Source organism: Buchnera aphidicola (Pemphigus populi) (genome assembly GCF_964058935.1).
GTDB classification, from domain to species: Bacteria; Pseudomonadota; Gammaproteobacteria; order Enterobacterales; family Enterobacteriaceae; genus Buchnera_C; species Buchnera_C aphidicola_D.
The window spans coordinates 573702-589757 of sequence record NZ_OZ060372.1 but is presented as its reverse complement, the minus strand read 5'-3'; the positions used below and the strand labels follow the sequence as shown (position 1 = coordinate 589757).

Sequence of the window (16056 nt, the reverse complement as noted above, 5' to 3'; positions counted from 1 at the left end):
TATTAAATATGATAAAAAAAAATAAAATATTTTTTTCTAAAATGCATGGTTTGGGTAATGATTTTATGGTAATAGATAATATTAGGCAAAATATGGTTAATATCACTTCAAAATTAATTTTTAATTTGTCTAATCGAAATTTAGGAGTAGGTTTTGATCAACTATTACTAGTTAACAAATCAAATGATTCCACTATAGATTTTTATTACCGTATTTTTAATGCTGATGGCAGTGAAGTAGAACAATGTGGGAATGGAGCTAGATGTTTTGCTTATTTTGTATATCTAAAGGGATTAACAAAAAAAAACAGAATATTTGTTAGTACTAGTACAAAACGTATGGAATTAGAAATTATCAATCATAATCAAATAAAAGTAAATATGGGAGAACCTATATTTGATCCCTTATTAATTCCATTTTTATGGATGGAGAAAAAGAAATATTATTCTATAAAAATATTAAATAAAAATTTACTATTTAGCATAGTATCTATTGGTAATCCACACTGTGTGATCATCGTTAAGAATTTACATACCTATCCAGTAGAATCTATAGGTTCATTAATATCCAATCATACTTTATTTCCTGAAAAAATTAATGTTGGTTTTATGGAAATCATAAATAGTAATCATATTGCTCTTAGGGTATATGAACGAGGAGTTGGAGAAACACAGGCTTGTGGTAGTGGAGCATGTGCAGCTGTAGCAATTGGAATTAATAACCAATTATTATCTGAAAGAGTGAAAGTATCTTTATCTGGTGGTGATTTATATATTAATTGGAAAGGTTTAGATAATGATATGTATATGACTGGTCCAGCAATCCATGTTTATGATGGACATATTTTTTTGTAATAATTTTAATTAAGAATTAAATGTTTTAATTCAATTATAAATTTTATTTTTTAATAAAATTAAAAAATTTTAAATCATATTTATAAACTTTATTATATATAAATTTTAAAAATAATAAAATTATTAAATTTTTAAAATATTTAATATGATTAATTATAATAAAATATTTTAATTTATATTTATCAATAAGTTATATATATAGAGAATATATTATGGTTTTTTTCATTCTTATAAAGATTATTAAAAGGAAAATTATTTCATATATGCAAAAAAAATATTTACATTCAAAATTAAAAATAAACGTTAAAAAAAATAAAATAATATTTAATAAATCTATTATAAAAAAAGAAAAAATATATATAAAAAAAGGAACAAAAAAATTTACTGAAGTTATTTTAGCATTTTTTTCAGCAGGTTTATCTACGTTTGCTATTTTATATTGTGTACAACCTATTTTACCTTTATTTTCTGAAAAATTTCATTTAACTCCAGCGCAAAGCAGTTTATCTTTATCTTCAGCTACTAGCACAATGGCAATTGGTATGTTATTTACAGGACCGTTATCAGATATTTTTGGTCGTAAAAAAATTATGACTAGTTCTTTATTTTTAGCTGCCTTATGCACTATTTTTTGTTCAGTAATGCAAAGTTGGGAAGCTATTATTATTATGAGGTCTTTAACTGGTTTAGCGTTAAGCGGAGTGGTAGCTGTTGCTATGACTTATTTAAGTGAAGAAATAGATCCAATTTTTTTAGCTTTTGCTATGGGTTTATATATTAGTGGTAATACTATCGGAGGATGTTTAGGTAGATTTTTAACTAGTATTTTAGCAACTCATTTTTGTTGGGAAATAGCATTAAGAGTGATTGGTGTTAGCGCCTTGATTTCTGCTAGTTTATTCCTTTATTTTTTACCTAATTCAAAAAATTTTAATAGTTCTCCTCTAAATATAAAAAAATTATTATCTGACTCTTTATTTCAATGTAAAGATCCAACATTATCTAAATTATTTTTTATGGGTTTTATCATTATGGGTAGTTTTGTAACTTTATTTAATTATGTTGGATACCGGTTAATGTCATCTCCTTTTTATATTAATCAAACAATTATTGGTTTTTTATCTCTATTCTATTTAATAGGTGTATATAGTTCTCCACAAGCTGGTATTTTAACTGAGAAATATAATAAAGGAATTGTATTAATTAGTGCTTTATTGTTAATGATATCAGGTTTATTTATTACCCAATTTAATTATTTATATTTTATTTTTTTTGGTTTGATGTTATTTGCAGCCGGTTTTTTTGCTGCACATTCTGTAGCCAGTAGTTGGATAGGACACCATACTACTGATAGTAAAGTTCAAACATCATCTCTTTATTTATTTTTTTATTATTTAGGATCTAGTATTTTTGGAACTTTTGGTGGATTTTTTTGGTTTTCAGGTGGATGGACTAGTATTTCTTTATTTATTTTAAGTATGTTAATTTTTGGTATATTTTTAGCCATACGATTAGAACGTATAGAAAAAATATAATTACATATAGATTCTTATTTTGGTATATATTTCATATATTATCATGCGATACAAGTTGTACATATTAAATATCAGTTTTATTTTTTGGCGTGTTGGATTTAAGAAATCTATAATATATTTATTAGAGTTTTATTATAATTTATTTTTTGTCTCGCACAATAATTAAATTATTAATTTAATTCAACAATATTTTTAGTATAGTTGATTTTATTACTATAATTTTTTTATTTTAGATCACAATTTAGTACATATTTCATTTCTTTACAGTTTTTAAGTATACATCAATAATTTCATTTGTCATGCATTAGAATATATTATTATTAATAATACTATCAATAATAAAATTATTCTTGTTAATATTATTAATAATTAAATATTAACAAGAATAAAATTCAAATATGTAAAATTAGTAATTATTAATAAATTAAAAATAAATTTACATTGAACTATATTATATAAATATATATAAAAATTATTCTATTATTGTTTATTTTTAATTTTTATTTTCAATCATTACTAGTCTCTTAAGATAAGATAAATCAATAAATTTAATGTAATTTTTATAGAATAAAAGCGTATTTTATATTAAATATTTCTAATAAAATCAGTTTTTTATATAAAAATATATTTAAATATTTTTAATTTAATTAAATTAAAATAAAAGAATATGTTTTATATAAGCATACAAATATTCAATATGTTAAAATAATATAAATATATTTTAATCAAAAAAATTAATTTAAAAATATTAAAAAACGTTTACTATACATTAATTAAATAAAATTATATTTTATAAAGGAGAATAAATATCAAAACGGTGTTTTTTAGATATAATAGCATTCTTAGTTTTTATTCCAGATAAATAGGGAGCATAAAGTTGTCGTTTTACAATTACACGTTTTTTAGAACATTTTCTAGCTAATGTTAATAAGTCACCCGAGTCTTTATCTTCTCCAATGAGTAATCGTAAAAAATACATGTCTTTTTTAACCATATTTTTTTTTGTAATAGGATACATAGGATCTAAATATGTGACATCTGGTTTATATTTTAATTTTTTTAATATACTCAAACTAGAAGCGTAAATTAAACTCATTTTTTCCTTAAGTAAGAGATTAATATTATTATATGGATAATTTCTTTTTAAAGCATCTTCTAGTAAAGCAGCTACGATGGGATTGCGTTCTATCATACATACTTTACATCCTAAAGCTGTTAATACTAAAGCATCTTTACCTAGTCCAGCTGTTGCATCCACTACATTGAGATAATTATTCTTTTTGATACCAATCGCTTTTGCTATAGCTTCTTTTTTTAGTACCTGGCTTTGTATCCTATATATTAGTTTCTTGTGAGCAAAGTCAATCCAGAAATTTCCTAAATTAGGTTCATCTCTTTTAAATATCTCTAATCTATTATTTTTAATAATTAAAGCCATTAATGCATTTTGATCATGTTCTAACCCCCATTTATCTATAATATTTTTTTTTCTTTTAAAAGATTTATTAATAATATATATTTTCATTTATTAGAGTATATTTTTAATTTTTTATAAGTATATATAAATAATATTTAATCTTATTTTTTAACTATAAAAAATTTTTTATATGGTGTTTAAAAAAAATTATTTATTTAAAATAATATATTTATACAACTTTTTTATATTAAATGAATAATTATTTTTTAATATGATATTTAAAAATTTTAAACAAATAATATTCTCAAATATAAAGAAATCCTTTTTCTATCTAGGTTTTTTTGTACAGATAATGTTATTAATAATATTAATTATTATTTATTTTTTCAAAAATTACATTATTTTTTAATTAATTAACTCGTTGATAACTTGACTAAAAAACTAAATTCAAGTAAAAAGGAATTATAAAAAATAAAGATAGGACATAATGTTATGTCATCCATATCAATTTTAAATCCAACACAAATTTTAGATATAAAAAATAAAATAAAAATAGGAGAAAATAAAAATACAAAAGGAAAAATAAAAAAAAGAGATTTAAGCAATCTTACATCTTCTTCACTACCAAGTAGTGAATCAGTTAATTTCAAGTCTGAAAAAAAATCTCATCTTTATATGATATCTACTATTAATATTGATTTCAATAAAAAAAATACGATTAACAAAAAAAAAACATGTAAAAATAGGTTTTCAAATTCTGAATTATCTAAAATAGATAAATATATTAATTCATTTATTGCAAATTTATCAAATCATAAACCGGTTAAAATTTCATCTAAGTCAATAGCTGATACTGATAATGCAGTGATGCAAATTGCTAATAAATTAATGGATATAGGAGAAACAACTTTTAGTTCATCTATTTTGTTTACTAAAAAAATGATTCATATATTTATAAGTCGTTTTAATAAATTAAAAAGATATAAAATTATTAATGAAGAAATAGTTAAACAAATAAATAAAAAAGAAAAAAAAGTTTCTACAGATAAAAATTATAAAGATAAATCTTTTAAATATATTAATAATAATAATATTTTACCAGAAAAAAAACATTCTATAAATAATGTATCTTTGTATCAATCTAAAAATAATCCTTTTTCTTTATTAAATGATCAAGATCAAGATTCACCAGCTTGGCAACCTTTAAATGAATTAAATTCATCTTTAGATGTTGCTAATTTTGTCAATCAATATCAAGAAAATTTTCATTCTTTAAAAGATACAGGAAGATTGGATAAAAATTTTATTTATACAGGAGAAAATTCTTTATTGACTGTAAATGGAAATAAAATTTCTAAGAAGTCACCAATGGCAATGTTGCATGGATTTAAAAAAATTATACCAAATCTTAAATCTAGACAGCTACTTTCTGCATATTTACATCCTGGTATTTTTAAACAAGCATACTATGAGTTTTATATTAAACACCAAGATTTATCTGAATGTACACAAAAAAAACCAACTATCTTATATAATGTTCAAGAATTAAATAATGGAAAATTCAAATTAACTGCAACAAATGTAGCAGAATTAATGTCCATCGATAAAAATGCTGTTAGTAAATATAATATTCTTGGTATTAAAGCATCAATGATATTATCAAAAGATCAAGCACCTGAAGTTACATATTCATCTTTTATTCAGTAAGTAAGATACAATGATATCTTATGTATATTTTTGATACTTATATTTATGTAAATTTAAGCAATTGAGTAATGGATATATTTTATTAAATTTTAAGTAGGAATATAAAATGGAATTTATATTCCTATATAAATATTTATTATTTTAATATAATAATATATTTATTATTATTTAGAGTCTGCTGATATTTATATGAATATCAGCAGACTCTAAATAATGTGATCATTTACATGATACAATAATATTAATAAAAATTAATTACCAATAATTTTCACAAGTAATATGTCCGGGATTACGACGATAATTTTTACGCATGTTTTTATTTTCTAAAAGAACTTTGTTTGTATCTCTTACCATATTGGGATTTCCACATAACATAATATGTGAAACATTAGTGTTAATTTGAAATCCTACCTTATTTTCTAATTCTTTGTTTATTATTAAATATGGAATCCTACCCATCAGAGAATCCTTTGAATTTTCTCTACTAACTATAGTATGAGTATGTAATTTACCATTATAATTTTCTTTTATTTGTTTTATACGATCACCATAATTTAATTCTTTAGTATATCGTACAGCATGTATTAATATAATATTCTTGAATTCTTTAATTTTATTATTTTTTTCTTGTAATATAGATAAAAAAGGACCAATAGCTGTACCAGTAGCAAACATCCATAAATCTCTACATATAGGTATCTCTTCTATAGTAAAAAATCCAGAAGCTTGTTTTGTGATTAAAATTTCATCATTATATTTTAAATTATATAAGCGGAAAGTCATTTTTCCTTTAGGGATTAATACTATATAAAATTCTAAATTTTTATCATGAGGTGGATTAACATATGAATAAGCACGTTTTATCTCTATTGCTTCTTTAAAAGATAATTTAGCAAATTGACCAGCAGTAAATGGTGTAATTGATGCATGCAAGATGATACTAAATAAATTTGAAGTCCATTTATTTACTTTAATGACTTTTCCTGTAATCCATTTGTTCATATGTAATTCCTATTGTTATATGATATTTGATCATAAAAATATTTAAAATATCTGTTATATTTCAGTTTCAGATAAAAATATTACTATCAAAAAATAATATATTTAATTTTTAATTTTTTTTGGAATAAAGATATTTTTTACAGTTTTTATTGACAAAAATATAATATTTGACTTTTTTCTAAAAACATCTTTTTAAGATGCAACTTTCCTATTTTAGATATATTTCTAATATAGGAAAGTTAATAATTTTTTATAAATAATGTTAATATTTATTTTTTATAAAATAAATTTACTGAGATCTTCATCTGAAATTAATTTATCTAAGTGTATTTTTACATAATCTTGATCAATATTAATAATTTCTCCATTTTTTTCATTAGAATGAAATGAGATTTCTTCAGTTAAACGTTCTAACACAGTATATAAACGGCGTGCTCCAATATTTTCCATTGATTCATTTACCTGCCAAGCTGTCTCCGCTATACGACGGATCCCTTTTTTAGTAAAATTAATAATAACTCCTTCTGTTTCCATAAGAGCTTTATACTGAGTAGTAATAGAAATACTTGGTTCTGTTAATATTTTTTCAAAATCATCTATGGTTAAAGCTTGTAATTCTACACGAATAGGTAATCGACCTTGTAATTCTGGAATAAGATCAGATGGAGTAGCAGTTTGAAAAGCGCCAGATGCAATAAATAGAATATGGTCCGTTTTAACCATACCATATTTGGTGGATACAGTACATCCTTCTATTAAAGGTAGTAGATCACGTTGTACTCCTTCACGTGAAACGTCTGGTCCAGAAGAAGAACCACTGCGTTTACAGATTTTATCAATTTCATCGATAAATACAATACCTTGTTGTTCTACAGCATTGATAGCAGATTTTTTTAATTCATCTTGATTAATTAGTTTAGTGGCTTCTTCTTCTTTTAATAATTTAATTGCATCTTTTATTTTTAATTTTCTAACACTTTTTTTATTTCCCCCTAAATTTTGGAATATAGATTGTAATTGACCAGTTAATTCTTCCATACCTGGTGGAGCCATAATTTCAACTCCCATAGGATTGGTAGCTACATTAATTTCAATTTCTTTTTCATCTAATTCACCTTCACGTAATTTCTTTCTAAAAATTTGAATAGTTCCTGCAGGTCTATTAACATCTTCAGATTCCTGCCAGTTTTTTTTTGCAGTAGGAATTAATATATCTAATATTCTTTCTTCTACTCTTTCATTAACTTGACTTCTATTTTTTTTAATAGTTTGTGTGCGTACTATTTTAATAGCAACATCTGTTAAATCTCGAATAATAGAATCAACTTCTTTACCAACATAACCTACTTCTGTGAATTTAGTCGCCTCTATTTTTATAAATGGAGAATGAGCCAATTTAGCTAATCTTCGAGCTATTTCTGTTTTACCTACACCTGTAGGTCCAATCATCAGTATATTTTTAGGTGTAATTTCACATTTTAGTTCATCATTAAGTTGCATACGTCTCCAACGATTACGTAATGCAATAGCTACGGCGCGTTTTGCTTTTTCTTGACCAATAATGAATTTATTAAGTTCTCTGACGATCTCACGAGGAGTCATTTCAGACATTGGGATAATCCTTACTTTTCTGAAGGTAATTCTTTAATAGTAAAATTATTATTTGTATATATACAAATTTTAGCAGCGATGTATAGTGATTTCTCTACAATTTGAATAGCTGGAAGAGAACTATTTTCTAACAATGCAAGAGCCGCTGCTTGTGCATAAGGCCCACCTGATCCAATAGCAATTAAATCATTTTCTGGTTGAATAACATCTCCATTTCCCGTAATAATTAGAGATGTATCTTTATCTGCAACAGCTAATAAAGCTTCTAATTTACGTAATATACGATCAGTTCTCCAGTCTTTTGCTAATTCGATAGCTGAACGTAGTAATTTTCCCTGATACATAGCTAATTTTTTTTCAAATAATCCGAATAATGTAAATGCATCTGCAGTACCACCAGCAAAACCAGCAATGATTGTGTCATGGTATAGCGATCTTACTTTTTTAACGTTACTTTTCATAATAGTATTGCCTAGAGTGGCTTGTCCATCTCCACCAATAACTACTTTATCTTTTAATCGAATACTTAATATTGTTGTCACAGATTAAATCCTTTATAGTAATAAATATCCAGTATACTTAATATATAATTCAATATTATAATAAAATTAAAAAATAAATATATTTTATTAACAATAATTAATGAAATTGATATAGAAAAGTTATAAATCATAAAAAATAAAATCTATAAAATATGTATCATAGAGATATTTTTTAAGAAAATAATATTTATATTATTTTTTAATAATCAACATATAAAAAATAATATAAATAAGAATAAAAATAAAATTAGTGATATTAACTGCATTGATGTAACTATTTTCATTTTATTTTTATGTAAGATAATAATTTTTTATTATGTGATTATCTTAATTATTTTATGAAAAAATGTTCTAATATAGCTAAATTTTATTCAATTGTATATTAATACACTTTGTTTCTTATAAAAATATTTCTATAAAACAAAAAATATATTTATTTATTTTATATAAAAAATTTTTTATAATACTAATATATATATTTTATATTTTATTTTATTAAATGATAATAATTTTTATTAAGGTTTCATATGAAAAAGAAAATTCATCCAAGTTATAATAAAGTTAAAGCTTCATGTTCTTGTGGTAATAAAATTTTATTTTATTCTACTATTCATAAGGATATTAATCTTGACGTATGTTCTAAATGTCATCCTTTTTATACAGGAAAACAAAGAGTATTGGATACAGGAGGGCAAATAGAAAAATTTAATAAACGTTTTAAAATGGTGAATAAAGTATAATTTATTATTCAGACAATCTTTTCAGTTTAATAAAAATAATATTCAATAACAATTCTACATTTATTTTAAATAATATTGATAATCTAAAAAGAAGATTCTTATCTGTATATATAAAAAATATTTTTTAATATTAATTAAATACTATAAGTAATTAATATTAAGTAATACGTAAAAATATTTTATTAAAAATATTAATAAAATCTGATGCTGTTAATAAAGATAAAAACATAGACGCTCTTTTATTTTAAAACTAGGATTTTTCAGATAGGATTGATTTAATAGCGGGAAACGAGATTCGAACTCGCGACCCCAACCTTGGCAAGGTTGTACTCTACCAACTGAGCTATTCCCGCATTAATGAAATATTATTAATAAAATATGTTATTTTAAATAAAATATCATTTTTATTATATAAAAATATAAATATATATTCAAGTGTTTATTGGTGATTAATATTACTAATAAAATATATTTAGATTATAAATATACATTTTTATTATTATTTTTATTTATTAATAAAAAATTTACGATAATATAATAATTCTTTTATTGAACTTTTTATGTCTTGTAATGCTGAATGATTATTTTTTTTTATAAATTTTTTTAAGATATTGGGTTTCCAAAATGAAATCACTTCTCTAATACTACTGACATCAATATGTCTATAATAAAAATATTTTTCTAATTTTGGCATGTATTTATATAGAAAATGTCTATCATAATGAATACTGTTGCCACACATAGGAGAAGTATTAAATAAGCTCCATTTTTTTAAAAAATTAAGAGTCTGCATTTCAGCATGTCGTTCACCATATAAACTTTTTTTTACTCTATTAATTAAACCACTTTTTGTATGTATTTTGATATTCCATTTATCCATATATTTTAACGTTATTTCAGATTGATGTATTGCAATTACAGGACCTGTGGATAAAATATTTAAATTTTTATCTGTAATCAAAGTAGCTATTTCAATAATTTTGTTTTTATTCGGATTCAGTCCTGTCATTTCCAGATCAATCCAGATAAGATTGTTTTTTTTATCTATTCTATTTTCCATAATTGATAATATAAGTAATATAATGAAAAAATATATTATATTTTTTATTTTAATATATATAAACATTTATTTGAATTAGTGTTCTTGATAATTATTTAATATATTGAGATTTTTATCTGTAATAATATTATTTTTACTTAATAATACTGTAATAAATTTTATATAAGTATACATATACGTCTTTATAGAGTACAAATAATGTTTTAATTATAAATTAATAATTTTTTAAAATTAAATTATGTAATTTACTTTATATTTTCGGTGATTAGCATTTATTAAATATTTGGGTAATGTAAAGTAAATTAATTTCTTTATGAGATAATAAATATTATTATTCAATAAAAATATTTATTGTTGATGCTATTTAAAATTTTTTTCTATTTTTAACCGTATTTTCATTGGAAAATTAACATTGTTATGTTAATAGTATAATAAATAATAAAATAATCAGTATAAAAACAGGGTGAAAGATAACAAAAAATATTTTTTTATAAGATAAAAAATAAATATTTTTATCTTATTGTTTTTATTAAAAAAAATTATTTTATTTTTATGAATACAATATTGAAAAATTTTTATGTCACTGTATTTAATACAATATATTAAAATTATATTTTAAGTGGTTATAATATCATTATTTATTTTACAATATTAAAGAGTACATATGGATAATATCAATCCTATTAAAACTATTGCTTGGCAGGAATTAAAAAATCATTTTAAAAAAATAAAAAATGTTCATATATCAGATTTGTTTTTTAAAGATAATCAACGTTTTAAAAAATTTTCAATTTGTTTTAATAATGAAATACTGTTTGATTTTTCTAAAAATTTAATCACTGAAGAAACTATATTGAAATTATTAAATTTAGCTAAAGAAATAAATTTGTCCAATGCTATTAAAGCTATGTTTAAAGGAGATAAGATTAACAAAACAGAAAATCGTTCAGTATTACATATTGCATTAAGGAACAAAATTAATTCTCCCATTATGGTAGATGGAAAAAACATAATGTTAGACGTGGATATTGTTCTAAAAAAAATGGAATGTTTTTCTGAAATGGTTATTAACGGTAATTGGAGAGGTTGTACTGGTAAAAAAATTACCGATATAGTAAATATTGGGATTGGAGGTTCTGATTTAGGACCTCGTATGGTAACTGAATCTTTATATCCTTATAAGAATCATTTAAATATACATTATGTATCTAATATAGATGGCACAGATATCTCTGAAGTTTTAAAAAAAGTATCCTATGAAACTACGTTGTTTCTTATTATTTCAAAAACTTTCACAACTCAAGAAACAATTACAAATGCATATTCTGTTAGAAATTGGTTTTTGAAACATGCAGGTGATATAAAAAATGTAAAAAAACATTTTATTGCTGTATCCATGAATACAAAAAAAGTAATAAATTTTGGGATTGATTTAGAAAATATTTTTCCAATTTGGGATTGGGTAGGAGGTCGATACTCTCTCTGGTCTGCTGTTGGTTTATCTATTGTACTTTCTATAGGATTTAAAAATTTTTCTAAGTTATTAAATGGAGCTCATGATATGGATATGCATTTTTATCAACTTCCATTTAATAAAAATATTCCGGTATTATTGGCTCTTATAGGTATCTGGTACAATAATTTTTTTTGTTCAGAGACAGAAGCTATCTTTCCTTATGATCAATATATGCATCTTTTTTCTACTTATTTTCAACAGGGTAACATGGAATCAAATGGTAAAAATGTAGATCGTAATGGTAATGATATTTCATATCAAACAGGACCTATCATTTGGGGAGCGCCAGGAACTAATGGTCAACATGCCTTTTATCAATTAATACATCAGGGTACTAAATTTGTACCTTGTGATTTTATAGCTCCAATTATTAGTCACAATTCGTTATATGATCATCATGAAAAATTATTATCTAATTTTTTTGCACAAACTAAAATATTGGCATTTGGTAACACAAAACAAAAAATTAAATATAATAAAATAGATTTTTTAAAAAAAAATAAAAAAGAATCATTAAATCTTTCTTTATATAAAAATATAAAAGGTAACGTTCCAACAAATTCAATTTTGTTAAGAAAAATTACACCTTATAACTTAGGTGTATTAATTGCAATGTATGAACATAAAATTTTTACACAAGGTGTAATATTTAATATTTTTAGTTTTGATCAGTGGGGGGTGGAATTAGGTAAAAAAATAGCTAATCAAATTTTAGATGATCTTAAAAAGAATAAAAAAACTATTTGTTATGATAGTTCTACTAATGGTTTAATTGATTTTTATAATGTATGGCATGATAACAATAAGTAAAAATGGTACACAATATTTTTATAACAAAAAATAATTAAGTAATTACTTTAATATAGTAAATTTGTTTTATTAATAGATATAGATCTATATATTTTATATTTAATATCTTATATATGTAAGATAATTAATTTTAAATAATACATAAAATTTTTTTATTTATATTAATTCATTTTTTATATATCTAATATATGTAATAAAATTTAATATTTTAAATATTATTTAAATATTTTTAACAATGTATTATAAATTATTCAATATTTTATAAGAGTTTATATGATGATTCGCATGCTTCCTATAGAAGTCATTAGTCAAATTTCCGCAGGAGAAATTATTCATAGTCCCAGTTCAGTAGTAAAAGAACTTATAGAAAATAGTATAGATGCAGGTGCAACTAGTATTCGTGTTAACATTGAAAAGGGTGGATTGCAATCAATTAGAATTTCTGATAATGGTTTTGGTATGAGTAAAAAAGATTTAAAAATAGCTATTTTACGTCATACCACTAGTAAAATTTTTTTTTTAAATGATTTAGAAACTATAAAAAGTTTGGGGTTTCGTGGTGAAGCATTATCGAGTATTACTGCAATTTCACGTACTACTTTAATTTCTTGTACTAAGAAAAACACTACAGCATGGTTATTATATACGGAAGGATATAATAATCCAATTATATTAAAACCGACTTCTCATCCTATAGGTACTAGCGTAACAGTATGTGATTTATTTTATAATGTTCCTGTACGTCAAAAGTTTATGAAAACTGAAAAAAGTGAATTTATTAAGATTCATGAAGTGGTGCGTTGTATGGCATTATCTAAAAAAAATATTGATATTACATTAAAACATAATAATAAATTAATAAAACATTATGTTAGAGTTGATAATAACTCACAAAATATTATTAGACTACAAAGTTTATTTAATCACAATTTTGTAAAGAAATTAATACCAATAGATTTTAAAAAAGATTTTATGTATGCATCCGGTTGGATTTCATTATCTGAAAAAAAAATTTTCAATCAAAATAAACAATATTATTATGTTAACAATCGTATTGTAAAAAATAATATCATTCGTCATGCTGTACATCAAGCTATTCAAGAAATTTTTGGTAATAATGTTTTTTTTCCTTCCATTTTATATATTATAATTCCAAATAATAAAATTGATATAAATATTCATCCTGATAAATCTGAAATTGAATTTAACCAATCTCGTTTAGTACATGATTTTGTTTATCAAGCAATAATATTTTCTTTTAAAAAAAATAATAAGAGCACTGTATTAATAAAATATGATGACGTGATATTGAAAAATTCAAAATTATCTGATGAAAAATTTTTTAAAATTTCAGGAAAAAATAAGGATAAAATACCTAAAAAACTATTGTTAAAAAATTTTTTAAATAACGATTCCAATCTACAAGAAAAATGGAAAAAATATTATTTTTTTGAAAAAACTGTCTTATTTAATAATTTTTATAAATGTTTTGGTTATTTGCTATCTTTAGTTAATAAGTATTATATGGTTATTGAAAATAATAAAGGTTTTTTTTTAATTTCTCTTCCTATGGCTCAAAGATTAGTTTTTATTAGTAATACAAAAAATATTTACTCTAATAAAATAGAGTTATTTATTTTACCGAAAGCTTTTAAAGTTAAAATTATTGCTATAGAATTACATTCTATTATTAAAAATAAAAATATTTTATTTAAATTTGGATTGTATTTTTTTATTTTTTCTCATTATCTTTATTTAAAAACTATACCTATGGTTTTGAAAAAACAAGATTGGAAAAAATTATTTTTATATTTTTTAAAACATTTGTTTTTAAAAAAAAGTATTACTTATTCATCATTATTAAAATGGTTTGCATTACGTATAAAAATATCACAAATAAAATGGGATAATATTAAAATAATAAAAGTATTATCAGATATGGAAAAATTTTGTCCTATTTTTATAGAATTCCCTCCTTCAGAATTATTACAACCAATAAATTTTAATAAAAAAATGAGTGTTTTAAAAATATGAATTCAATTATGGAAAGAAAATCTATAGTAATTTTTCTCATGGGTCCAACCGCATGTGGAAAAAGTAATTTAGCCATTAAATTAAGAAATTATTTGCCTGTAGATATTATTAGTGTAGATTCAGGTTTAGTTTATAGAGATTTAAATATTGGAACAGCTAAACCAACTAAACAAGAATTAATTCAAGCTCCACATAAATTAGTTGATATTAAAAATGCTGAAGATAACTATTCAGCTGGTGAATTTAAAAAAGAAGTTTTAATTGCAATATCAGAAATAATAAATAATAAAAAAATACCTTTGTTAGTTGGTGGAACTATGTTGTATTATAAAATATTGTTAGAAGGATTAACAGAATTACCTTCTGCAGATATTAAATTACGAAAGCATTTTATTAAAGAAGCAAAAATAATAGGTTTAAGTTGTTTCCATAAAAAATTAAAAATAATTGATCCGGTTTCTGCAAATAGAATTCATCCTAATGATTTACAAAGAGTTGTGAGAGCATTAGAAGTTTATTTTATTTCAGGAAAAACATTATCAGAATTAACTAATAAAAAAAATTATTTTTTTCCCTATCAAGCTATTCAATTTTCATTGATACCAAGAAATATATTATTTTTGCATAAAAAAATTGAGAATAGATTTAGAGATATGTTAGATTTAGGTTTTCAGAAAGAAGTCGAACATTTATTTAATAGAAAAAATTTAAATGTTAATTCATGTTCTATTAATAGAATAGGATATTTCCAAATGTGGAAATTTTTATCTGGTAATATAAGTTATAAAGATATGATAGAACAATCTATTACAGCTACACGTCAGTTAGCTAAACATCAAATGACATGGTTAAAGAAATGGCGTAATGTTCATTACATATATAATGATAGTACCGATTTATCTATAAAGAAAATATTAGAAATTTTTAAATACTATAATTCTAATACGATATTTTAGAATTAAATATATTTTATGTAACTAAAATAATTTTTTATTATTAATAATAACGTATATACAATAAATATTAAATAAATTATTTTTATTTATATAAAACTTATTTATTAAATTTATTTCTCCATATATTTATATTTAGCTCAATATTAAAATATATTTTTAAGATATAATTGATATTAAAAGATTATTGATTTCATTAAAGTAAAATATTATTTTCATTTTTATTAATTATTAATAATTAATATATTAACTAATATAAATATGTTAGTTTTATA

General features: G+C 22.0%; 12 protein-coding genes and 1 tRNA gene. 7 read left to right on the top strand and 6 right to left on the bottom strand.

Features of this window, described 5'->3' with window-relative positions; genetic code table 11:
* Nucleotides 1–26 precede the first annotated feature (26 nt).
* Both dapF and AB4W65_RS02550 read left to right on the top strand, forming a co-directional pair.
* Nucleotides 27–854 carry a diaminopimelate epimerase gene (gene dapF / locus AB4W65_RS02555; RefSeq protein WP_367673839.1) on the top strand — a complete coding sequence of 276 codons (828 nt, stop codon included), beginning with the start codon at nucleotides 27–29 and terminating at the stop codon, nucleotides 852–854.
* A gap of 263 nt (nucleotides 855–1117) precedes the next feature.
* Complete coding sequence (locus tag AB4W65_RS02550) at nucleotides 1118–2389, top strand: MFS transporter (protein ID WP_367673582.1); 1272 nt, start codon at nucleotides 1118–1120, stop codon at nucleotides 2387–2389.
* 790 nt (nucleotides 2390–3179) lie between these two features.
* Here AB4W65_RS02550 and AB4W65_RS02545 read toward each other — a convergent pair.
* Nucleotides 3180–3914 carry a class I SAM-dependent methyltransferase gene (locus AB4W65_RS02545; protein WP_367673581.1) on the bottom strand — a complete coding sequence of 245 codons (735 nt, stop codon included), beginning with the start codon at nucleotides 3912–3914 and terminating at the stop codon, nucleotides 3180–3182.
* 384 nt (nucleotides 3915–4298) lie between these two features.
* Here AB4W65_RS02545 and AB4W65_RS02540 point away from each other — a divergent pair, with 384 nt between their 5' ends.
* The gene (locus AB4W65_RS02540; protein WP_367673580.1) at nucleotides 4299–5513 is read left to right on the top strand and encodes a hypothetical protein; all 1215 of its coding nucleotides are present in this window, start codon (nucleotides 4299–4301) and stop codon (nucleotides 5511–5513) included.
* Between the two features lie 255 nt (nucleotides 5514–5768).
* On the opposite strand, the gene AB4W65_RS02535 is transcribed toward AB4W65_RS02540, so the two are convergent.
* The 3 genes from AB4W65_RS02535 to hslV all read right to left on the bottom strand — a co-directional run bounded on the left by AB4W65_RS02535 (nucleotide 5769) and on the right by hslV (nucleotide 8668).
* On the bottom strand, nucleotides 5769–6515 hold the full coding sequence (locus AB4W65_RS02535) for a ferredoxin--NADP(+) reductase (RefSeq protein ID WP_367673579.1): 747 nt from the start codon (nucleotides 6513–6515) through the stop codon (nucleotides 5769–5771).
* Between the two features lie 276 nt (nucleotides 6516–6791).
* Nucleotides 6792–8126 carry an HslU--HslV peptidase ATPase subunit gene (hslU, locus tag AB4W65_RS02530; protein ID WP_367673578.1) on the bottom strand — a complete coding sequence of 445 codons (1335 nt, stop codon included), beginning with the start codon at nucleotides 8124–8126 and terminating at the stop codon, nucleotides 6792–6794.
* Nucleotides 8127–8137: 11 nt separating this feature from the next.
* Nucleotides 8138–8668, bottom strand: coding sequence for an ATP-dependent protease subunit HslV (gene hslV / locus AB4W65_RS02525; protein WP_367673577.1), 531 nt, complete (start codon nucleotides 8666–8668; stop codon nucleotides 8138–8140).
* Between the two features lie 527 nt (nucleotides 8669–9195).
* Here hslV and rpmE point away from each other — a divergent pair.
* Entirely contained in the window at nucleotides 9196–9408 is a 213-nt protein-coding gene (rpmE, locus tag AB4W65_RS02520; RefSeq protein WP_367673576.1) for a 50S ribosomal protein L31, read from the top strand.
* Between the two features lie 280 nt (nucleotides 9409–9688).
* On the opposite strand, the gene AB4W65_RS02515 is transcribed toward rpmE, so the two are convergent.
* Together AB4W65_RS02515 and orn are read right to left on the bottom strand one after the other, a co-directional pair.
* Nucleotides 9689–9761: transfer RNA gene (locus AB4W65_RS02515), tRNA-Gly, on the bottom strand.
* A 152-nt stretch (nucleotides 9762–9913) separates the two neighbouring features.
* The gene (orn, locus tag AB4W65_RS02510; protein WP_367673575.1) at nucleotides 9914–10468 is read right to left on the bottom strand and encodes an oligoribonuclease; all 555 of its coding nucleotides are present in this window, start codon (nucleotides 10466–10468) and stop codon (nucleotides 9914–9916) included.
* A gap of 664 nt (nucleotides 10469–11132) precedes the next feature.
* Between orn and pgi the strand changes: the two genes are divergently transcribed.
* The 3 genes from pgi to miaA all read left to right on the top strand — a co-directional run bounded on the left by pgi (nucleotide 11133) and on the right by miaA (nucleotide 15784).
* Nucleotides 11133–12794 carry a glucose-6-phosphate isomerase gene (gene pgi, locus AB4W65_RS02505; RefSeq protein ID WP_367673574.1) on the top strand — a complete coding sequence of 554 codons (1662 nt, stop codon included), beginning with the start codon at nucleotides 11133–11135 and terminating at the stop codon, nucleotides 12792–12794.
* 273 nt (nucleotides 12795–13067) lie between these two features.
* Nucleotides 13068–14828 (top strand): DNA mismatch repair endonuclease MutL, encoded by a 1761-nt coding sequence (mutL, locus tag AB4W65_RS02500; protein WP_367673573.1) that lies wholly within the window; start codon nucleotides 13068–13070, stop codon nucleotides 14826–14828.
* A gap of 38 nt (nucleotides 14829–14866) precedes the next feature.
* A complete protein-coding gene (gene miaA, locus AB4W65_RS02495; RefSeq protein ID WP_367673838.1) occupies nucleotides 14867–15784 on the top strand; it encodes a tRNA (adenosine(37)-N6)-dimethylallyltransferase MiaA in 918 nt (305 codons plus the stop codon).
* The last annotated feature ends 272 nt before the right edge of the window (nucleotides 15785–16056 follow it).

Bases quoted from the DNA above. Each gene is read 5' to 3' on its own strand.
- miaA (WP_367673838.1), top strand. From the start codon at position 14,867: ATGGGTCCAACCGCATGTGGAAAAAGTAATTTAGCCATTAAATTAAGA.
- hslU (WP_367673578.1), bottom strand. From the start codon at position 8,126: ATGTCTGAAATGACTCCTCGTGAGATCGTCAGAGAACTTAATAAATTC.
- pgi (WP_367673574.1), top strand. From the start codon at position 11,133: ATGGATAATATCAATCCTATTAAAACTATTGCTTGGCAGGAATTAAAA.
- AB4W65_RS02540 (WP_367673580.1), top strand. From the start codon at position 4,299: ATGTCATCCATATCAATTTTAAATCCAACACAAATTTTAGATATAAAA.
- AB4W65_RS02535 (WP_367673579.1), bottom strand. From the start codon at position 6,515: ATGAACAAATGGATTACAGGAAAAGTCATTAAAGTAAATAAATGGACT.
- rpmE (WP_367673576.1), top strand. From the start codon at position 9,196: ATGAAAAAGAAAATTCATCCAAGTTATAATAAAGTTAAAGCTTCATGT.
- orn (WP_367673575.1), bottom strand. From the start codon at position 10,468: ATGGAAAATAGAATAGATAAAAAAAACAATCTTATCTGGATTGATCTG.
- mutL (WP_367673573.1), top strand. From the start codon at position 13,068: ATGATGATTCGCATGCTTCCTATAGAAGTCATTAGTCAAATTTCCGCA.
- AB4W65_RS02545 (WP_367673581.1), bottom strand. From the start codon at position 3,914: ATGAAAATATATATTATTAATAAATCTTTTAAAAGAAAAAAAAATATT.
- AB4W65_RS02550 (WP_367673582.1), top strand. From the start codon at position 1,118: ATGCAAAAAAAATATTTACATTCAAAATTAAAAATAAACGTTAAAAAA.